18 protein-coding genes and 1 riboswitch are annotated in these 19170 nt (G+C 71.6%); of the genes, 14 read left to right on the forward strand and 4 right to left on the reverse strand.

Annotated features, from left to right (window positions below; genetic code table 11):
• Positions 1-4: 4 nt before the first annotated feature.
• The gene (locus ODJ79_RS28130) at positions 5-2167 is read right to left on the reverse strand and encodes a glycoside hydrolase family 3 C-terminal domain-containing protein (RefSeq protein WP_263026604.1); all 2163 of its coding nucleotides are present in this window, start codon (positions 2165-2167) and stop codon (positions 5-7) included.
• A gap of 224 nt (positions 2168-2391) precedes the next feature.
• On the opposite strand from ODJ79_RS28130, the gene ODJ79_RS28135 reads away from it, so the two are divergent.
• From ODJ79_RS28135 to ODJ79_RS28145, 3 genes are all read left to right on the forward strand, one after another.
• Positions 2392-3366: an alpha/beta hydrolase gene (locus tag ODJ79_RS28135; RefSeq protein ID WP_263026605.1), complete on the forward strand. Its 975-nt coding sequence runs from the start codon at positions 2392-2394 to the stop codon at positions 3364-3366.
• A 14-nt stretch (positions 3367-3380) separates the two neighbouring features.
• Positions 3381-4424 carry a helix-turn-helix domain-containing protein gene (locus ODJ79_RS28140; RefSeq protein WP_263026606.1) on the forward strand — a complete coding sequence of 348 codons (1044 nt, stop codon included), beginning with the start codon at positions 3381-3383 and terminating at the stop codon, positions 4422-4424.
• A 176-nt stretch (positions 4425-4600) separates the two neighbouring features.
• Positions 4601-4852, forward strand: a complete 252-nt coding sequence (locus tag ODJ79_RS28145) for a hypothetical protein (RefSeq protein ID WP_263026607.1) — start codon at positions 4601-4603, stop codon at positions 4850-4852.
• Between the two features lie 23 nt (positions 4853-4875).
• On the opposite strand, the gene ODJ79_RS28150 is transcribed toward ODJ79_RS28145, so the two are convergent.
• Positions 4876-5673: an SDR family oxidoreductase gene (locus ODJ79_RS28150; RefSeq protein WP_263026608.1), complete on the reverse strand. Its 798-nt coding sequence runs from the start codon at positions 5671-5673 to the stop codon at positions 4876-4878.
• A 169-nt stretch (positions 5674-5842) separates the two neighbouring features.
• On the opposite strand from ODJ79_RS28150, the gene ODJ79_RS28155 reads away from it, so the two are divergent.
• A complete protein-coding gene (locus ODJ79_RS28155; protein ID WP_263026609.1) occupies positions 5843-6280 on the forward strand; it encodes a CBS domain-containing protein in 438 nt (145 codons plus the stop codon).
• Positions 6281-6314: 34 nt separating this feature from the next.
• Here the strand turns inward: ODJ79_RS28155 and ODJ79_RS28160 are convergent, their stop codons facing one another.
• Positions 6315-7103 carry a DUF1684 domain-containing protein gene (locus ODJ79_RS28160; RefSeq protein WP_263026610.1) on the reverse strand — a complete coding sequence of 263 codons (789 nt, stop codon included), beginning with the start codon at positions 7101-7103 and terminating at the stop codon, positions 6315-6317.
• A gap of 30 nt (positions 7104-7133) precedes the next feature.
• Positions 7134-7248, forward strand: a riboswitch (SAM riboswitch).
• A gap of 34 nt (positions 7249-7282) precedes the next feature.
• On the opposite strand from ODJ79_RS28160, the gene ODJ79_RS28165 reads away from it, so the two are divergent.
• From ODJ79_RS28165 to dhaK, 6 genes are read left to right on the forward strand one after another with little or no spacing between them, the layout of a single operon-like run.
• The gene (locus ODJ79_RS28165; protein ID WP_263026611.1) at positions 7283-8473 is read left to right on the forward strand and encodes an aminotransferase class V-fold PLP-dependent enzyme; all 1191 of its coding nucleotides are present in this window, start codon (positions 7283-7285) and stop codon (positions 8471-8473) included.
• Positions 8474-8496: 23 nt separating this feature from the next.
• Positions 8497-9531, forward strand: a complete 1035-nt coding sequence (locus tag ODJ79_RS28170; RefSeq protein ID WP_263026612.1) for a LuxR C-terminal-related transcriptional regulator — start codon at positions 8497-8499, stop codon at positions 9529-9531.
• An 8-nt stretch (positions 9532-9539) separates the two neighbouring features.
• A complete protein-coding gene (locus ODJ79_RS28175; protein ID WP_263026613.1) occupies positions 9540-10400 on the forward strand; it encodes a class II fructose-bisphosphate aldolase in 861 nt (286 codons plus the stop codon).
• Positions 10397-11164, forward strand: coding sequence for an HAD-IA family hydrolase (locus ODJ79_RS28180; protein WP_263026614.1), 768 nt, complete (start codon positions 10397-10399; stop codon positions 11162-11164). The genes ODJ79_RS28175 and ODJ79_RS28180 overlap by 4 nt, the downstream gene beginning before the upstream one ends.
• Complete coding sequence (dhaL, locus tag ODJ79_RS28185) at positions 11161-11796, forward strand: dihydroxyacetone kinase subunit DhaL (RefSeq protein WP_263026615.1); 636 nt, start codon at positions 11161-11163, stop codon at positions 11794-11796. Before ODJ79_RS28180 ends, dhaL begins: the two co-directional genes overlap by 4 nt.
• Entirely contained in the window at positions 11793-12788 is a 996-nt protein-coding gene (gene dhaK / locus ODJ79_RS28190) for a dihydroxyacetone kinase subunit DhaK (protein ID WP_263026616.1), read from the forward strand. The genes dhaL and dhaK overlap by 4 nt, the downstream gene beginning before the upstream one ends.
• A 321-nt stretch (positions 12789-13109) precedes the next feature.
• Here the strand turns inward: dhaK and ODJ79_RS28195 are convergent, their stop codons facing one another.
• Positions 13110-14129, reverse strand: a complete 1020-nt coding sequence (locus ODJ79_RS28195; protein WP_263026694.1) for a LacI family DNA-binding transcriptional regulator — start codon at positions 14127-14129, stop codon at positions 13110-13112.
• A 133-nt stretch (positions 14130-14262) separates the two neighbouring features.
• On the opposite strand from ODJ79_RS28195, the gene ODJ79_RS28200 reads away from it, so the two are divergent.
• The 4 genes from ODJ79_RS28200 to ODJ79_RS28215 are packed head-to-tail and all read left to right on the forward strand — an operon-like array spanning position 14263 to position 19152.
• Positions 14263-15522 (forward strand): extracellular solute-binding protein, encoded by a 1260-nt coding sequence (locus tag ODJ79_RS28200; protein ID WP_263026617.1) that lies wholly within the window; start codon positions 14263-14265, stop codon positions 15520-15522.
• Positions 15523-15530: 8 nt separating this feature from the next.
• Positions 15531-16457 carry a carbohydrate ABC transporter permease gene (locus ODJ79_RS28205; protein ID WP_263026695.1) on the forward strand — a complete coding sequence of 309 codons (927 nt, stop codon included), beginning with the start codon at positions 15531-15533 and terminating at the stop codon, positions 16455-16457.
• Entirely contained in the window at positions 16454-17263 is an 810-nt protein-coding gene (locus tag ODJ79_RS28210; protein WP_263026618.1) for a carbohydrate ABC transporter permease, read from the forward strand. Before ODJ79_RS28205 ends, ODJ79_RS28210 begins: the two co-directional genes overlap by 4 nt.
• A gap of 8 nt (positions 17264-17271) precedes the next feature.
• The gene (locus tag ODJ79_RS28215) at positions 17272-19152 is read left to right on the forward strand and encodes a glycoside hydrolase family 127 protein (RefSeq protein WP_263026619.1); all 1881 of its coding nucleotides are present in this window, start codon (positions 17272-17274) and stop codon (positions 19150-19152) included.
• Positions 19153-19170: the final 18 nt, after the last annotated feature.

Below are 19170 nucleotides of genomic sequence, written 5' to 3' on the forward strand. Positions count from 1 at the left end.
GCGGCTATTTGTTCGCGGCGACCACCAGGCCGGCGAGGGTCTCGGTGGTGAACGGGCTGCCGGGGAACATGGCCATCCGGGAGAGCGGGAAACTGGCCGCCATCTGGAGCATCGCCGGGTCCAGCGTCAGCGTCGCCGCCATCCCGCCACCACCCTCGGTGGCCATCCTGGTGAAGACCTCGGTGAGCACCTCGGCGCCGCGCGGGTCGGCGAGCCACTCGCCGATCGTGGAGTCGGCGGTCAGCGGGTGGCGACCCTCGTCGCCGGGGACCGCGACCGTGGTCGTGGCGCGGATGTCGCGCGAGGAAGCGCCGACCTCGATCGTGTAGGTGCCGTCCTCGACCACCCAGCGCTGGAGCACCACATCCCAGTAGGCCAGATCCGATCGGTCGGCGTGCAGCAGCACCTCGGCGGTCTCGCCCGCGCGGATCTCGACGCCGGCGAACGCCTTCAGCTCCCGCGGGGCGCGCCGCACCCGGGAGGAGGGCAGGCTCACGTACGCCTGAACCACCTCGCGGCCGTCCCGCGAGCCGGTGTTGGTCACGCGGAGGCGGATGTCGACGCCGGCCTCGCTCGCGGTGGCGGTCGCCTCCGCGTACGAGAAGGTGGTGTAGGAGAGACCGAAACCGAAGGGGTACGCGACCTCCTGTTTGCGGGCGTCGAAGCCGCGGTAGCCGACGTGGATGCCCTCGCCGTAGCGGACGTGCCCGGCCTCGCCCGGGCAGTCCAGATAGGACGGATGGTCCTCGAGCCGCAGCGGGATCGTCTCGGTCAGCCGGCCGGAGGGGTTGACCCGGCCGTAGAGAACGTCCGCGGTGGCGCTGCCGCCGGCCTGGCCGAGCAGCCAGCCTTCCAGCAGCGCGGCCACGTCGCGGTCCCAGGGCGTGGTGAGCACGACCGCGCCGTTGGAGAGGACCACGACCGTACGCGGGTTGGCCGCCGCGACCGCAGCGATCAGCCTCAGCTGGTCGGCGGGCAGGTCGAGGGACGCCCGGTCCGAGCCCTCGGTCTCCTGCTCGGTGCCGGCGAAGACGACCGCCACGTCGCTGGTGCGGGCCAGCTCGACCGCCTCGGCCGGGTCGGCGGTGAACCGGACCTTGCCCGGGGCCGACTCCTCGATCGCGGTGAGCGCGTCGTCGAGGCGGGTCGGGGTCATCTGCGAGCTGCCACCGCCCTGGTAGCGCGGGGTGCGAGCGAGCTCGCCGACGACCGCGACGGTCTGGTCGGGACCGAGCGGGAGCAGATCGCCCTCGTTCTTCAGCAGGACGATGCCCCGGGCGGCGATCTCCCGGGCCAGGGCATGATGCCGGTCGGCGTCGTAGCCGCCGGTCCTCCCGGCCGCGGTCGTCCGGTCCACCAGCGCGCGAACCCGATCGGCGGCCTGCGCCAGCGTCGAGGCCGGTAGGCGGCCATCGCCGACCGCTTCGATCAGGGCCTGGTCACCGGTCGGGTCCGGCCCCGGCATGGTCAGATCGAGTCCGGCCCGGACCGCCTCGACCCGGTCGACGACGGCGCCCCAGTCGGAGACGACCAGGCCCTCGAAGCCCCACTCGTCCCGCAGTACGTCGGTCAGCAGCCAGCGGTTCTGGCTGGCGTAAACCCCATTGATCCGGTTGTACGAGCACATGACCGTCCAGGGCTGAGCGGTCGTGACCACTCGCTGGAAGGCGCGCAGGTACAGCTCGCGCAGCGATCGCTCGTCGACGTCCGCGCTGATCCGCATCCGATCGGTCTCCTGCGAGTTGACCGCGAAGTGCTTGAGCGACGCGCCCACCCCGCCGCTCTGCAGACCCTGCACCCAGCCGGCCGCCAGCACGCCGGCGACCAGCGGGTCCTCGCTGAAGTACTCGAAGTTCCGCCCGCCGAGCGGCGTCCGCTTGAGGTTGATGCCGGGGCCGAGCAGCACCTGGACGCCCATCGCCCGGCACTCCTCGGCGAGCGCCTCGCCCATCCGGCGCAGCAGGCCGGGATCCCAGGTCGAGCCGGACGCCACGGCCGGTGGGAAGCACGTGGCCGGCTGGCCGGCCAGCAGGTCCTCGGCGTCCGGCACCTGCAGCCGTACGCCGTGCGGCCCGTCGGTCAGCGTGATCGCCGGGACGCCGCCGGCGGCCGTGCTCGACCAGAAGTCGCTGCCACTCGTGATGACGGCCTGATCGTTCAGTTCCATGTCTGCCTTCCCTTCAGCGGACGGATGTGACAGCGACGGGCGCGCCGGGCGTCGGTACGAGGACAGTGACCGTCGCGAATGTACCGCGCATCGGAGGAAACTCGACCGGGCACGATCGCGGCCCGCCAGATGGCGGGGAGATTCCGCCGGTTGGCGCTCGGCCCCGGTCGACGCCCGGTTCATGCTGGTGTCCGCGGTCATATCGCATTCACCTGGAGGCCCTTGTGACGACCACCCTGCCCCCGCCGCCGTTCGACCCCGAACTCGGCGCGGCGCTCACCGCCCTCGCCGACCTCATCACGCCGTCGCTCGACAGCGAACGGCTCGCCGCCGTGCGCTCCGGCTCGGTGCTGGCCGTGCCGACCGAGGACGAGCTGCGCCGCGGCGGAGCGTTCCAGATCGAGGAGCGGATCGTGCCCGGCCTCGGCGACGACCCGGACATCACCCTGCTGATCTGCACCCCGACCGCGCCGACCGGCACGCTCGGCTGCGTCTATCACACCCACGGCGGCGGCATGGTGCTCGGCGACCGCCGGGTCGGCGTGCTGGAGATGCTCGACTGGGCGGAACAGTTCAACCTGGTCGTCGTCTCGGTCGAGTACCGCCTCGCGCCGGAGACGCCGCACCCCGGCCCGATCGACGACTGCTACGCCGGTCTGCTCTGGACCGCCGAGCACGCCGACGAGCTCGGTTTCGATCGGTCCCGACTGATCGTGGCCGGTGGCAGCGCGGGCGGCGGCCTGGCCGCGGCGCTCGCCCTGCGCGCTCGCGATCAGCACGGACCGGAACTGCTCGGTCAGATGCTGATCTATCCGATGCTCGACGATCGCAACGAGACCCCGTCCGCCCAGCAGATGGCCGGTCTGGGCGTTTGGGATCGCGAGGCAAACGCGTTCGGCTGGACCGCGCTGCTCGGCGACGCCCGCGGCGGCCCCGACGTCTCGCCCTACGCCGCCCCGGCGCGGGCGGCCGACCTCTCCGGCCTGCCGCCGGCCTTCATCGACGTCGGCTCGGCGGAGACGTTCCGCGACGAGGACGTGGCCTACGCGAGCCGGATCTGGCAGGCCGGCGGCCGCGCGGAGCTGCACGTCTGGCCGGGCGGTTTCCACGGCTTCGACAGCCTGGCACCGACCGCGCAGCTGAGCCATGACGCCCGCGACGCCCGGGTACGCTGGCTCAACCGCCTGTTCAACGGCTGATCTCCGGGGGCGACGTGAAGGATCTCGCGGTGCGGCTGGCGGCCCTCGACGCGGACGCCGGGGCCGCGCTGCGAGTGATCGCCTATTTCGACGGCCTCGCCGAGAACAGGGCCGGCCTGCAAGCGATCGTCCGTGGGGCGGCCGTGCTCGCCGGCTGCCCCGCACGCCTCGACGACCGATCGCGCCGCGTCCACGTGCGCGTCGATCCGGCGGGACGCGCGGCGCCCGACCCGTCGGCGGTGGACGAGCGCTGGATGCGTACGCCCGTGGTTCCGGACGCCTCGGCCATCCTCTGGCTGGAGCGGATCGGCGAGGCCGGCCCGGTCGAGGCCATGATTCTGGAGCGAGCCGCGGGCGCGGCACGCGCGGTTCTCGACCGCACGCGCGGCCGGGCGCCCTCCGCAGACCCGGCGCTGGTCGAGCTGATCGTCGATGCGTCGGCTCCGCCAGAGGTACGCCGCCAGGCGGCCGCCTCGATGCGGTTGAGCGAGTCCGGTCGATTCCGAGCCGCGGCCCTGCCGTCGGGCCCGCGGGTGGTCCCCGCCGGGGCCACGTCCGCGATCGCCGGCCGCACCGGGATCGGTCCCGCGGAGGCGCCACCGGAGCTGCCGTCGCCCGCTGCCGGGTCCCGGGCCGGGATCGGTCCGGCGGTCGCGCCGGGTGACCTGCCCGCGTCGTACGCCGCGGCCCGGATCGCTCTGCGGTTCGCCGCGGATGGCACGGCCGAGGACCCGGGGCCGACGGTCGTGCGTCACGAGGATCTGGGCGGGCTGGCGCTGCTGGCCGATCTGCCCGACACGGCCGAGGTGCCCGACCTGCGCGCGCTCGACCACGCCACGGCGGCGGGCCCGTGGGTGCTGTCCACCCTGCACGCGCTCGCCGAGGCGGGCAGCCTGCGCGCGGCGGCGACCGCGTCGCGCCTGCACCACTCCACCTTCCAGGACCGCATCACCCGGGCCGAACACCTGCTCGGCTGGACGATCCGCGACCCGCACGGCCGCCTCCGATTGCAGTTGGCCCTGGCCCTGCGGCGACTACGCCGCCACCCGCCCACCTGAGCCGGCAGCGCCCGGCCCCAACGAGCGCCCCAACGAGCGCCGCAGCGCGGTCGGCAGCGCGCGGCCGGCGACGGCAGGTCGGCGGGTCAGCGAGGCGGCGAACCAGTGGCGCAGCAGAGCGGCCGATCAGCGAGACAGCGGCGGGCCGGCGGCATGGCCAGCCGGCGGCACAGGTCGTGAAGGCGGCACAGGTCGTGACGGCGGCGCGGGTCATGACGGCGGCACAGGTCGTGACGGCGGCGCGGGTCAGGACGGCGGCACAGGTCGTGACGGCGGCGCGGGTCATGACGGCGGCACAGGTCGTGACGGCGGCGCGGGTCAGGACGGCGGCGCGGGTCATGACGGCGGCGCGGGTCAGGACGGCGGCGCGGGTCATGACGGCGGCGCGGGTCATGACGGCGGCGCGGGTCGGCGGGCGCAGGTCGTGACGGCGGCGCGGTGGGGCGGCGGGTCAGCGGCGCAGGTCGTGGCGGCGGTGGGTGGCCTTTTCGACCAGGGTGGCGGGGAGGGCGCGCTGGAGAGCGAACACGATCGGGGCGTTGCTGCCCACGGCGTACATCTGCTTGGGTCTTTTCGCTTCGATCGCGCCGACGATCACCTCGGCCACGCGGTCGGCGGAGACGCCGGAGCGCTCGTTCCGGTCGAGGGCGGCCAGCATCGTCTCGAAGTCGCTGCGGTACGGCGAATCGGCGGCGATGTGCTTGGTGCGGCGCTGGCTGATGCCGGTGTTGATCGAACCGGGTTCGACCGTGGTCGACCAGACGCCGAACGGGGAGAGCTCGTGGCGGGCCGCGTTGCTGAAGCCCTTGAGCGCGGCCTTCGCGGCGACGTAGGACGACCGGTACGACAGCGGGAACGAGGCGAGCATCGATCCGACCATGACGATCCGGCCGTACCGGCGCGAACGCATCCCGGGGATGGCGAGTTGGGCGAGGCGGACCGGGCCGAAGACGTTGACCTGGAACAGCCGGCGAAGGTCGTCCGGGGGCAGCTCCTCGAACGGTCCGGAATGGCTCTCGCCGGCGTTGTTGACCAGCACGTCCACGTCGGTCAGCCGATCGGCGAGCGCCTCGATCGATCGCTCGTCGGCGAGGTCGAGCGCCAGGTGTTCCACGCCGTCGAGCGGATCGGTCAGCTTCGACGGCGTACGGCAGGTGCCCAGCACCCGGTAGCCGCGGGTGACGAGCGCGGCCGCGGTGGACCGCCCGATTCCCGACGAGACTCCGGTGACCAACGCGGTCCGATTCATCGATGCACCATAGCGGGTCGGCTACCTGCGTGGACTTGACATCTCGATGCTCTTGACATCAGGACGTGATTGACTACATCTAAGGCATATGCACGCAACGTGGCGTCGCCACCCCGTCATCGGACGGCCCGCCCGGCGGCTTCCGCGGATCGGCAGATGGGGAGCAACGATGCGAATCAGCGACATTCTCCGCGTCAAGGGCAACAAGGTTGTTACCGTCACACCCGGATCGGACGTGACCCAACTACTGGCGCTCCTCGCCGAGCACCGGATCGGTGCGGTGATCGTGTCGGCGGACGGGGCGCGGGTCGATGGGATCGTCAGCGAGCGGGACGTGGTGCGGGCGCTCGCCCTGCGCGGCGCGGCGGTCCTGACCGAACCGGTCAGCGCGATCCACACCGTCCAGGTTCGGTCGGTCTCGCCCGAGGCCGCCGTCGAGGACGTCGAGCGGCTGATGACCGAGCACCGGTTCCGGCACGTCCCGGTGCTCGAGGACGGTGTCCTGCGCGGGGTGGTCAGCATCGGCGACGTGGTGAAGAACCGGATCGACGAGTTGGAGACCGAGCGCAGCAGCCTCGAGGGCTACATCACCGGCGAGCGAATCTGACCGATCCGCGCGCGTCTCCGGGCAGGCGCGGTCCTCAGTGCGCGCTCGTCGGCGGGGTCTTCTCGCCGGCCGTGATCGCGACCGGTAGCCGGTTCTCCGGGGGCGCGAGCGCGCACGTCGCGAACGGCGTGTACGCGCAGGGCAGGTTCGTGGCGCGATTGAAGTCGATCGTCAGCGTCCCGTCGGCGGCCGGCGCCGGCAGGTGGAGCCGGCGGCTGGCCGGATAGGTGGTCACGCCCGAGGTGGCGTCGGTGAACAGCGTGGTCAGGCTGCCCGGCGCCGCACCGGGGAAGACCGTCAGGCTCAGCGCCGCGTCATCGATCGAGAACTCCACCCGGCCCACGGCGAGGTCCGGTTCGAGCAGACCGTCGACGACCGTGGTGAGCGAGACGGATCGCGCCGCGGCGAGCGGGACGAAGCGCGCCGGGATCAGCCATTGTTCCGAAGGCGGGAACGTCGGCGTCCCCTCGTACGCAAGCCGAAGCTGATTTTCCGGATGGCGCGGGCGGACGATGATGCCCTCGCCGCGCCTGGCTATCTCGACGATCGCGTCGCCGAAGGCGGCGGTGATGCCGTCCTCGTCGACCTTGCCGAGATCGTGCGCGCCTACTCCCAGGGGCCGGTCGCCCAGGGTCAGGTCCTCGCCGTCGCGCAAGGTCACCGTCACGCCGCCCGGCGATGACGACCACTCCCCCGGCACGTCCTCGAAGCGCTGCGGCGACCCGGACAGCCAGTGCAGACCGGTCACCGCGAGGAAGCCGTGCGGCGCGGACCGGCGGCGCTCGTGTTCGGCGTGCCACTCGGCCCAAACGTCGGAGTACATGCGCTCACCATATTTGCTAACGTGTCGGCAGGTCATGAGTGTCAGCGCACAGCCCCGGCTTGCTGACCGGCAACCCTTCCGTTCGCGATGGGGTGCCCCGGGTGAGGACCGGGCCGGCGTCGATCGACGCGGGCAAGCGCGGACCCGCCCGGGTCCTCGACCCACGCGGAGGCGTGACCATGTCTGTTGCCCTGCACACCGATGACCTGGCCGTGATCGGCGCCGGATTCGTCCATCTCGACTACGCGGCCACCGCGCCGTGCGTGCGCGCCGCCGCCGACGCGGTCACCGCGCTGCTGCCCAGCTACGGCAGCGTCCACCGGGGCACCGGGCCGCGGTCGCAGACCTCCACCCTCGAGTACGAGCGCGCCCGCGACGTGATCGCCGACTTCCTCGGCCTGCGAACCGGCGACCAGGTCGTCTTCACCCGCAACACCACCGACGCGCTGAACCTGCTGGCCCGTGCGCTGCCGCCGGGCACCACCACGGTCGTCTTCGACGGCGAGCACCACGCGAACCTGCTGCCCTGGCCGAACCCGCTGCGGCTGCCCGCGCCGTCCTCGCCCGAGGAGGCGGTGGCCGCGGTCGACCGTGCGCTGCGTGACCTGCGCGGCCCGATATTGCTTACGGTCACCGGCGCGAGCAACGTGACCGGCGAGGTCTGGCCGATCGCCCGGCTGGCCGAGGTCGCCCACCGGCACGGCGCCCGGGTCGCCGTCGACGCCGCCCAGCTCGCCCCGCACGCGCCGGTCTCGCTCGCCGAGACCGGTGCGGACTGGGTGGCGCTCTCCGGGCACAAGCTCTATGCGCCGTTCGGATCGGGTGTGCTCGCCGGGCGGGCCGACTGGCTCGACGCGGCTGAGCCCTACCTGGCCGGCGGCGGTGCGAGCGCGGCGGTCGGCGATCGGATCGGCGACGTGCGCTGGGCGACCGGGCCGGCGCGGCACGAGGGCGGCACGCCCAACCTGCTCGGCGCGGTGTCCCTCGCGGCCGTCTGCTCGGCTCTGGCCGAATCCGATCGTGCCGCCCTGCACGCCCACGAACAGAACCTGCTCGCGCTGCTGCGGGACGGCCTGCGACGGGTGCCGGGTGTCACCGAGGTGTCGCTGTTCGGTGCGGACAGCGAGCGGGTCGGCATCGTCTCGGTGGCGCTGACCGGTCGCGATCCGTCGCAAGTGGCCACTCGGCTGGCCGACGACCACGGCATCGGGGTGCGGGCGGGCAAGTTCTGCGCCCATCCGCTCGTCCGGCGGCTGACCGCGGAGACCGGGAACGCGGGCTGCGAGGGCGGCCTGCTGCGGATCAGCTTCGGCCTGGGCACCACCGCGGACGACATCGACTGCCTGCTGACGGCGTTGACTGCCGGCTGACGGCGGCCGGGTATGTTCGGGGGGTGGCACCCACGGAGGGGTTCCGCCTGGCCGACGCGGTCGCCGACGTCTACGGCGACCTGCGCCTGGAGCCTGTCCTGCGCCGCCTGCTGCGGCACACCGCCCACCTCACCGGCTCGGCCGCCGGCAGCGTCTCGCTGATCGACGCGGCGGCCGGCCGGTACACCAAGGCCGCCGAGTTCGGCGCGCTCTGCCGGCTGGGCGACCGGTTCCCGCTGGACGAGGGCGCGACCGGCCGGGCGTACGGCAGCCGCCGGCCGGTGGTCATCCCCGAGTACGGGCAGCTGCGGGCCGGGCACCTGGCCGGGGCCGACCCGGCGCGGCGCGGCCCGGCCGCGGCGGTGCCGATCTGGTGGCGCGGCGACGTGGTCGCGGTGAGCGTGACCTTCGCGCCGCGGAGCGGCACCTTCTCCGCCCGGGACGTCGACGATCTGGAGACGCTGACCCAGACCGCGGCGGCGGCGATCGTGCGGACCAGCCGGCCGGGCACCTCGCTCGCCACCGTGCTGCGCCGGGCGGGCCGCGTGGTGACCGAGGCCGGCGTCGTGCGCCCGGTCGCGCCGGAGGTGGCGCGGGTCGCCGCGAACCTGGTGGCCGAGGCCGGGCCGAGCCTGCGGGTCGGGATCGTCTACCGGCCCGAGGGCGTGCGGGTGATCCTGCAGGACGAGACGAACGGCGCCGCCTGGGCCGGCCGGCCGCCGACCATCGCCGGCGGCGAGGTCAGCGTCGAGAACGTGCGCGGTTGGGGGGTGGTCCTGCGGGCCGACATCCCGTACGCGATCCCGGCCGGCCCGGCGCCGTTCACCGCCCGCGAGGCAGACGTCCTCGAGCTGCTCCGCCAGGGGCTCACCTACCGGGAGATCGCGTCCCGGCTGGCGCTCTCGCCGAAGACGGTGGAGAAGCACGTCGGCGCGATCATGCGAAAGACCGGCGCCAAGAACCGGACCGCGGCGGTGATGACCGCCCTGGCCAGTGGCTGGATCTCGGCCGGCATGGGGAATTCACCCCATACCGCCATCGGGGGACCCATGGCTTGACTGGGCGCATGCCCGTCGTGTCCATGAAGGAGATCCTGGATCGCGCGCTCGCCGACCGGTACGGGGTCGCCGCCTTCAACATCATCAATGACCTGAGCATCGAGGCGGTCCTCGCCGCGGCGGTCGAGGAACGGGCGCCGGTCATTCTGCAAACTTCGGTCAAAACCGTTCGCCAGTACGGGCGGGGCCGGCTGTTCGGCATTGTCCAGGCGCTGGTCCGCGGGGTGGATGTGCCGGTCACCCTGCACCTCGACCACTGCCCCGATCGCGCGGTCATCTCCGACTGCCTGGCCGGCGGCTGGAACTCGGTGCTGTTCGACGCGCACGAGCTGGACGTGGCCGAGAACCTGCGGCAGACCACCGAGGTGGTGGCCGAGGCGCGGCGCACCGGCGGGCACGTCGAGGGCGAGATCGAGGGCATCCAGGGCGTCGAGGACGACCTCGGCTCGGACGAGGCCGCCCAGATCCAGTCGCTCGAGGTCGCCGTCGATTTCATCAAGAACACCGGGGTGGACTGCTTCGCGCCGGCCATCGGGAACGCGCACGGCCAGTACAAACAGGCCCCCACGCTGGATGCGCAGCGGGTCAGCGACCTGGTCGCGGCGACCGGCGTGCCGATGGCGCTGCACGGCGGCACCGGCCTGTCCGACGACCAGTTCACCGATCTGACCGCGCGCGGCTGCGCGAAGGTGAACATCTCCACCGCGCTCAAGGAGAGCTTCATGCAGAGCGGTCTCGAACACCTACGGGTCGCCGAGGAAAAGAACAAGTGGGACCCGCCGACCCTCTTCCGTCATCAGCGGGCCGCGGTGCTCGAGATGGCTCGCCGGCACATCCGGCTGTTCGGGAGTGCGGGGCGGGCCTGGTGACCGCGCTCATCTTCGACTGTGACGGCGTGCTGGCCGATACCGAGCGATACGGCCACCTGCCCGCGTTCAACGCCACCTTCGAGCAGTTCGGCCTCCCCGCGCACTGGTCCGAGCAGGAGTACGGCGAGAAGCTGAAGATCGGCGGCGGCAAGGAGCGGATGGCCAGCCTGTTCGACGACCCCGCCTTCGCCTCGGCGGCGAGGGTTTCCGACCGGACCGCATCGCTGCTGGCCTGGCACAGGGCGAAGACGGCGACGTTCAAGCGGCTGGTCGCCGAGGGCCGCCTCCCGCCGCGGCCGGGGATCGAGCGCATCATCACGGCCGCCCTCGAGCGGAACTGGACGGTTGCGGTCGCCTCGACCTCGGCCGAGGAGTCGGTCCGCGCCGTTCTGGAGAACGCGGTCGGTTCGGAAACGGCCGGAAACATTCCGGTCTTCGCCGGCGACATCGTGCCCGCGAAGAAGCCCGACCCGGCCGTCTACCACCTGACCGTCGAGCGGTTGGGCCTGCGTAAAGAGGACACCCTGGTGGTCGAGGACTCCCGCAACGGCCTGCTGGCGGCGACCGGCGCCGGACTGCGCTGCCTGGTCACGGTCAGCGGCTACACCCGGGACGAGGACTTCACCGAGGCCGTCCTGGTCGTCTCCGAGCTCGGCGACCCCGGCCGGCCGCCGATCGAGGTGCTGGCCAACCGCGGCGCCGCGAAACCCGGTGACTTCATCACGCTCGACGATCTGGCCGCCTGCCTGGAGGGACCACAGTGAGCACCGAAGCGACCGAACAGGTGGTAAGGACGATCGCCGAGACCGCGATCGAGAACGAGAAGTACTTCGGCGACCTGGACGCGGTGGTCGGCGACGGAGACTTCGGCTACTCGCTCGCCCGCGGTTTCGAGAAGCTCCTCGACGGCTGGGACGACCTGGACCGGAGCAACCCCGGGACGTTTCTCAAACGGACCGGGATGGTGATCGCCTCCCGGATCGGCGGCACCTCGGGGCCGATCTGGGGCACCGCCTTCATCCGGGCCGGCACCGCCGCGGGCGACGCCGAGGTCGGCGGCGCGCAGGTCGTGGCGATGCTGCGCGCGGCGATCGACGGCATCAAGGCGCGCGGCCAATCCGACGTCGGCGACAAGACGCTGCTGGACGCGCTGGTCCCGATGACCGACCGGCTCGAGGCCGAGCTCGGCCGGGGCGTGAGCGCGCAGGAGGCGATCCGGGCCGCCGCGGTCACCGCCCGGGCGGCGGCCGACGCCACCAGCGACATGGTCGCCAAGCGCGGACGCGCTGCGTACACCGGCGAGCGCAGCAGAGGCTCGGTCGACGCCGGCGCCACGGCGGTGGCGGTCATCGCCGAACGAATCAGCGAGACCTTCAAGCAAGGAGCGGCGGCGTGAAGAAGTTCGTGAACGATCCGAAGAGCTACGTCCCCGAGATGCTCGAGGGCATCGCCCTCGCCAACCCGGACACGCTGACGTACGTCCCCGCCTACAACCTGATCATGCGGTCCGACGCCCCCGACGACCGGAAGGTGTCCATCGTGCAGGGCTCCGGCTCCGGGCACGAACCGGCGCACGTGATGGCGGTCGGCAAGGGCATGCTCGACGCGGCCTGCCCGGGCGACGTGTTCGCGGCGCCGCCGATGGACTACGTCTACGAGACCGCGAAGCTGCTCGCCTCGCCCAAGGGCGTCCTGCTGCTGGTGAACAACTACACCGGCGACCGGATGGCCTTCGACATGGGCAAGGAGATGGCCGAGGCGGACGGCGTCCGCTGCGAGATTCTGACCGTCAACGACGACGTCGCCGTGCAGGACTCGCTCTACACGGTCGGCCGCCGCGGCGTGGCCGGCAACTTCTTCGTCATCAAGGCGGTCGGCGCGGCCTCCGAACAGGGCGCCGAGCTCGACGAGCTGCTCAGAATCGGTCGCCAGGTCAACGACGTCACCCGCACCATGGGCGTCGCGCTGACCGCGTGCACCCCGCCGGCCAAGGGCTCGCCGCTGTTCGAGCTGGGCGCGGACGAGATGGAGTTCGGCGTCGGCATCCACGGCGAGCCCGGCCGCGAGCGCCGCAAGCTCAAGGCGGCCGACGAGATCGTCGACGACATGCTCGAAGCCGTGGTCACCGACCTGCCGTACGCCTCCGGCGACCGGGTCGCGCTGATGCTCAACGGGCTGGGCGGCACACCGATCAGCGAGCTGTACATCTGTTATCGCCGCGCCCACCAGAAGCTCGCCGAGCGCGGCATCACCGTCGGCCGCAGCTACGTGAACGAATACTGCACATCGCTCGACATGGCCGGCGCCTCGCTGACCCTGGTCCGCCTCGACGACGAGATCGAGGCGTTGCTCAACGCGCCCGCCGAGGCCGCGATCCGCGTCTTCTAGGGGCAGACGCGGCTCGCGGGGGGCAGACGCGGCTCGCGGGGGCAGACGCGGCTCGCGGGGGGCAGACGCGGCTCGCGGGGGGCAGACGCGGCTCGCGGGGGGCAGACGCGGCTCGCGGGGGGCAGACGCGGCTCGCGGGGCGACGCGGCTCGCCATGGCGAGCAAAGGGTGGGTTCGGCGGAGCTTGGGCCGGGCCCACCCGGCGGCCGGGGTCGGGGCTGTTGTTGCAGGTAGCGGCCCTGGCACGCAGGGGACTCGGCAAACGCTCGTACGGTAAAGGCGGCGGAAGGAAAACGCTCAGGTCTCGGACGGAAAGCCTGCCTACAGGGCCGGATGGACGGCGGTCGACGCGCGCGGGATCAGACGGCCCGGTAGCGCGCGGCGGCCGTGCGCCGGATCTCCGTTGATGGCCGCCAGCAGGAGTTCGGCGGCGGTGCGGCCGATGCCCTCCAGGTCCATGTCGATGCTGGTCAGGGCCGGGCGGCAGCCGTCGACCATGACGTCCCAGTTGTCGAAGCCGATCAGCGCCACGTCGGCCGGCACGCGGCGGCCGGCTTCCTGCAGCGCCTCGGCCAGGCCGCGGGCGATCTGATCGCTGCCGCAGAAGACCGCGTCGATCGGGGCCTCGGTGGACAGCAGGATGCCGGCGGCCTGGCGGCCCCAGGCCTCGCTCCACTCGCCGAAGAGGACCGGCGCCGCGGGCTCCAGGCCGGCGGCGGCGAGGGTGCTCATCGCGGCGGCCGCGCGGACCGTGGCGGAATGGTGGTGCTCCGGGCCGGTCACGTGGGCTACCCGGCGGCGGCCGATGGCGAGCAGGTGCTCGATCGCGCGGCGGGCGCCGTCGGCCTCGTCGGGCACCACCGAGCAGTCCGCCGGGTCGGTCGAGCTGATGAACGCGTAGACGACCGGCACCGGCAGCGACGGGCCGATCGGCGGGCGCGCCTGGGTGCGGCGGCCGGTCACGATGATGCCGTCGACCTGGCGGCCCAGCAGCGTGCGCAGGTAGTACTGCTCGCGGATCGGGTCGTCGCGGGCGTCGCAGAGGAAGACCGAGACCTGGCCGGCGCCGAGGGCGTCCTCCGCGCCGATCAGCAGCGGGATGCTGAACCGGCCGATACTGTCCGTAGTGATCATGCCTACCGTGTACGTGCGGCCGGCCTGCAGGCTGCGCGCCGCGGCGTTGGCCACGAACCCCAGCTGCTCCGCCGCCGCCTGGACGCGCTGCCGGGTCTCCGGACGCAGTGCTCCCCGTCCGTTGAGGGCCTTCGAGGCCGTCCCGGGGGAAACTCCGGCAAGGGCCGCGACCTCGCTGATGGTGGCGGGGCGATCGTTGGTTCCCAGTGTTTCCTCCCCGTTTCCCTGCTTCCCCCGCGAACCGTAACTTGCCTATTGACATGGCCGCAAGAGCCTCCCTAGCGTCAGGGCAATCGTTTTCCTTCCGTTTCTTCCTCCTCGGAAACCAGGGGTACCGAATATGACCCTCTCCCGCCGGATGTGGCGCGGCTTGGGCGCCGTCGCCGCCCTCTCCCTCGCCGTCGGCGTGACCGCCTGCTCGAATGACAACTCGTCGGACAACACGAGCGGCTCGAGCGGCGGAGGCACGTACAACATCTGGGACCCGTACCCGCAGTTCGACGACTCGTCGGACTGGGTGAAGCTGCTGACCAAGTGCGGCACCGACGCCGGCGTCACCGTCAAGCGCACCGGCTTCGACACCACCGACCTCACCAACAAGGCGCTGCTCGCGGCCCAGCAGGGCAACTCCGCCGACGTCCTGATCGTGGACAACCCGGTGGTCTCCACGCTCGCCGAGGCCGGCGTGCTCACCACCACCGACGACACCAAAATCGACACCTCGGCGATCGAACCCAACCTGCTCGCCGCCGGGCAGCTCGACGGCAAGACCTACGGCATCCCGATCGGCGCCAACACGCTCGCGCTCTACTACAACAAGAAGGTGCTCGACGCGGCAAAGGTCGACCCGGCCACGGTCAAGGACTGGACGTCGCTGACCGCCGCGCTGGAGAAGGTCAAGGCGGCCGGCAAGAAGGGCATCACGTTCTCGGCGATCGGCACCGAGGAGGGCTCGTTCCAGTTCCTGCCCTGGTTCTGGGGCGCCGGCGCGAACCTCACCCAGCTCGACTCGCCGCAGGGCGTCGCCTCGCTGCAGCTGTGGACCGACTGGCTCAAGAAGGGCTACGCGCCCAACTCGGTGCTCAACAACACCCAGACCACCAGCTGGCAGGAGTTCGCCACCGGCAACTTCGCGTTCAGCGAGAACGGCACCTGGCAGCTGGCGAACGCCAAGAAAACCGGTTTCGAGTACGGGATCATCCCCATCCCGTCGCAGGCCGGCGGCACGGCACCGGCACCCACCGGCGGCGAGTTCGTCACCGCCCCGGTGCAGAACGACAAGGGCCGCTACGCCACGTCCGAGAAAATCATCAAGTGCCTGACCAGTGCGGACAACGCGCTGACCACGGACACCACGCTCTCCTACGTGGCCGCCACCAAGGCGGTGCAGGACAAGCAGGTCGCCGCCAACCCGGAGCTGAAGGTGTGGGTCGAGGCGGTCGGCGCCGCGAAGGGCCGCACCAGCGACAACCTCGGCACCAAGTACCCGAAGATCTCCGAGCAGATGTGGACCGCGTTCCAGGCCGCTCTCTCCGGCTCCAAGTCCCCGGAGGAAGCGCTCAAGGCCGCCCAGTCCGCCGCCGCCGCGGCGACCAAGTGACCGACGTGATGACCCGCGCCGAGGTGGCGAACGCCGCCCCGGCGCGGGCACCCCGCCGCCGGTCGGGACAGTGGACGGCCTGGGGCTTCCTCACCCCGGTCGTGATCTACCTGGCCGCGTTCTACGCCTGGCCGCTCTACCGCAACCTCGACCTGAGCCTGCACAAGTACACGGTCCGATCGTTCGTGCAGGGCGGGGCGCCGTTCAGCGGGCTGGACAACTACCGGGCCGTGATCGCCAACCCGACGTTCTGGCCGGCGCTGACCCACACCGTGGTGTTCACCGCCGTCTCGCTGCTGTTCCAGTTCACGATCGGGATGGCACTGGCGGTGTTCTTCGCCCAGAACTTCCGGCTCTCGGCGACGCTGCGCGCGCTGTTCCTCGTACCGTGGCTGCTGCCGTTGATCGTCAGCTCCTCGACCTGGAGCTGGATGATGAACAGCGACTCCGGCGTGATCAACTCGCTGCTCCAGGGCCTGGGCATCGATCCGGTCAACTGGCTGACCTCGCCGTCCTGGGCCCTGACCAGCGTGATCATCGCGAACGTCTGGATCGGCATTCCGTTCAACCTGGTGGTGCTCTACAGCGGGCTGCAGGCGATCCCGGCCGACCTCCACGAGGCGGCCGCGCTGGACGGCGCGAGCGGCTGGCAGCGGTTCTGGCGGGTCACCTTCCCGCTGCTGCGGCCGGTCTCGGCGATCACCTTGCTGCTCGGGCTGGTCTACACCGTCAAGGTCTTCGACCTCATCTGGATCATGACGAAGGGCGGGCCGACCGACTCGTCCACCACGTTCGCCACCTGGTCGTACAAGCTGAGTTTCGGGAACCTGCTGCCACAGTTCGGGCCGGGCGCGGCGGTGGGGAACCTGCTGATCGTCATCGCGCTGGTCTTCGGGCTGCTGTACATCCGGACGCAGCGGAAGGCCATGTCATGAAAAGTCGCGTCAAGACGGGCGTTGCCATCCTGCTCACGGCGGTCATGCTCTTCCCCGTCTACTGGATGATCAACGTGTCCTTCACCAGGGACACCGACATGCGCCACGATCCGCCCTACCTGTTCCCGGTGCACGGCACGCTCGAGGGCTATTCGGCCGTTCTGCACCAGCAGATGCCTTATCTGGGTACGAGTTTCTTCGTCGGTCTCGGCACGGTCGCGCTTACGCTGATCATCTCGGCGCCGGCCGGCTACTCCCTCGCCAAGCTGCGGCCGCGCGGCGGCGGTGTCCTCTCGTTCGTGCTGCTCATGGCACAGATGATCCCGGGGATCATCATGGCGATGGGCTTTTACGCCATCTATCTGCGCCTCGGCGTGCTCAACAGCGCCCCGGGCCTGGTGCTGGCCGACTCGACCATCGCCGTGCCGTTCGGCGTCCTGATCTTCACGGCGTTCATGTCCGGGTTGCCGGGCGAACTGCTGAACGCGGCGGAGATCGATGGCGCGGGACCGTTTCGAACCTTCTGGTCGGTGGTGCTTCCGGTGAGCCGAAACGCGATCGTGACGGTGAGCCTGTTCGCGTTCCTCTGGGCGTGGTCCGACTTCGTCTTCGCCACCACGCTCGACGGCGGCGGCACCCGGCAGCCCATCACGCTCGGCATCTACCACTACATCGGCAACAACAACCAGCAATGGAACGCCATCATGGCCACCGCCGTGATCGCCTCCATCCCCGCGACGCTGCTGCTCATCCTGGCTCAGCGCTATGTGGCCGCCGGTGTCACCGCCGGCGCCGTGAAAGATTGAGGACCATCATGAACGGCCCCGCCGCGCCCACCCCGTCGGCGCTCGCCGCGCTGCGCCCGCTTCCGCTCACGGCCGTCCGGCTCGACCCCGCCGGCCTGCTCGGCGGCTGGCAGGAGCGCAACGCGTCGGCCACGCTGCCGCACTGCATCGAGCAGTTGACCGCCTACGGCAACCTCGCCAACCTGCGCCGGGTCACCGGCGACACGGACGCTGCGTTCCGCGGCATGTGGTTCGCCGACACCGACGTCTACAAGACGCTCGAAGCAATCGCCTGGGAGGCCGGGCGGACCGGCGCGAATCCCGAGTTCTTTGCGGACACTGCGGCGCTGGTCGAGAAGGCACAGGACGCGGACGGCTACGTGAATTCGTACTACCAGGTCGACCACCGTGCCGAGCAGTGGACGGACCTGGGCTTCAGCCACGAGATGTACAGCGCCGGGCACCTGATCCAGGCGGCGGTCGCCGCCGCGCGCGCCGCCGACGCGCCGCAGTTGGTCACCGTGGCGCGCCGGTTCGCCGACCTTCTGGTACGCCGGTTCGGGCCGGACGGAGCGGAAGTGATCGACGGCCATCCCGAGGTGGAGACGGCGCTGGTCGAGCTCTACCGGCTGACCGGGCATCGGCCGTACCTGGAGCTCGCGCAGCGGTTCTTGGATCTCCGGGGGCACGGACGGCTCGGCCAGGGCCGGTTCGGGCCCCGGTACTGGCAGGACCACCAGCCGCTGGCCGAGGCGCAGGAGGCGACCGGGCACGCGGTCCGGCAGGTGTATCTGCTGGCCGGCGCGGTGGACGTGGCGGTCGAGACGCACTCGGCGCAGCTGCTGGCGGCGGCCGAGCGGCTGTGGGAGTCGGCGCTGGCGAGCAAGACCTACCTTACCGGCGGTCAGGGGTCGCGGCACAAGGACGAGAGCTTCGGCGACCCGTACGAGCTGCCGCCGGACCGCGCCTACGCGGAGACCTGCGCGGCGATCGGCAGCTTCCAGCTGGCCTGGCGGCTGCTGCTGGCCACCGGGAAGGCCCGCTACGCCGACGAGATGGAGCGCCTGCTCTACAACGGGATCGCGGCGAGCACGGCGCTGGACGGGCGCTCGTTCTTCTACTCCAACCCCCTGCAGTTGCGTGCGGGTCACGACGGGTCCCACGAGGACACGCCGTCGCAGCGGCTCACCTGGTACTCGTGCGCGTGCTGCCCGCCGAACCTGGCCCGGCTGATGGCGTCGCTGCACGGTTATGCGGCAACCGGATCGTCGTCGTCGCTGGAGCTGCACCTCTATGCGGCCGGGGTCTACTCGTCCGGCGACTTCACGCTCGACGTGCGTACCTCGTACCCGTGGGACGAGCGAATCGACATTCGCCTGACGACCGCCGGTGCCGAGCCGTGGACCCTCGCCCTGCGGGTGCCGGCCTGGTGTCACGACGCCCGGCTCACGGTCAACGGCAGCGTCGTGCGGGACGCCGCCGACGACGGATACCTGCGAATCACGCGTAACTGGAAAGCCGGCGACACGGTCTCGCTGGTGCTCGCGATGCCGCCGCAGGCCCTCGCCGCGCACCCGCGCGTCGACGCGGTCCGGGGCAGCGCGGCGCTCGCCCGCGGCCCGGTCGTCTACTGCCTCGAACACTCGGACCTGCCCGATCTGCCCTTCGAGGACCTGGAGCTCGACCCCTCGGCGCCGCTCTCCGAGGTCGAGCACTCGCTCGCCCCGGTTGCCATCCTGGCCACGCTGCGGGTCCGCCCGGACATCTCGGACACGCTCTACCGGCCACTCACCTCCGGCGGGCCGGGCACGACGGCGGTGACCGCGCCGGCCATCCCCTACTTCCTGTGGGCGAACCGGGACCCCGGACCGATGCGGGTCTGGATCCCGCTCGCCGCACGGGAGGAATGAACCCATCCACCTCCCCTT

Source organism: Actinoplanes sp. KI2, from assembly GCF_025630775.1.
Lineage (GTDB): Bacteria > Actinomycetota > Actinomycetes > Mycobacteriales > Micromonosporaceae > Actinoplanes.

Excerpts from the sequence above, each read along its gene's own strand:
- ODJ79_RS28160 (WP_263026610.1), bottom strand. The coding sequence starts at position 7,103 with ATGTACTCCGACGTTTGGGCCGAGTGGCACGCCGAACACGAGCGCCGC.
- ODJ79_RS28205 (WP_263026695.1), top strand. The coding sequence starts at position 15,531 with ATGACCCGCGCCGAGGTGGCGAACGCCGCCCCGGCGCGGGCACCCCGC.
- ODJ79_RS28215 (WP_263026619.1), top strand. The coding sequence starts at position 17,272 with ATGAACGGCCCCGCCGCGCCCACCCCGTCGGCGCTCGCCGCGCTGCGC.
- ODJ79_RS28210 (WP_263026618.1), top strand. The coding sequence starts at position 16,454 with ATGAAAAGTCGCGTCAAGACGGGCGTTGCCATCCTGCTCACGGCGGTC.
- ODJ79_RS28150 (WP_263026608.1), bottom strand. The coding sequence starts at position 5,673 with ATGAATCGGACCGCGTTGGTCACCGGAGTCTCGTCGGGAATCGGGCGG.
- ODJ79_RS28200 (WP_263026617.1), top strand. The coding sequence starts at position 14,263 with ATGACCCTCTCCCGCCGGATGTGGCGCGGCTTGGGCGCCGTCGCCGCC.
- ODJ79_RS28175 (WP_263026613.1), top strand. The coding sequence starts at position 9,540 with ATGCCCGTCGTGTCCATGAAGGAGATCCTGGATCGCGCGCTCGCCGAC.
- ODJ79_RS28130 (WP_263026604.1), bottom strand. The coding sequence starts at position 2,167 with ATGGAACTGAACGATCAGGCCGTCATCACGAGTGGCAGCGACTTCTGG.
- ODJ79_RS28165 (WP_263026611.1), top strand. The coding sequence starts at position 7,283 with ATGTCTGTTGCCCTGCACACCGATGACCTGGCCGTGATCGGCGCCGGA.
- ODJ79_RS28155 (WP_263026609.1), top strand. The coding sequence starts at position 5,843 with ATGCGAATCAGCGACATTCTCCGCGTCAAGGGCAACAAGGTTGTTACC.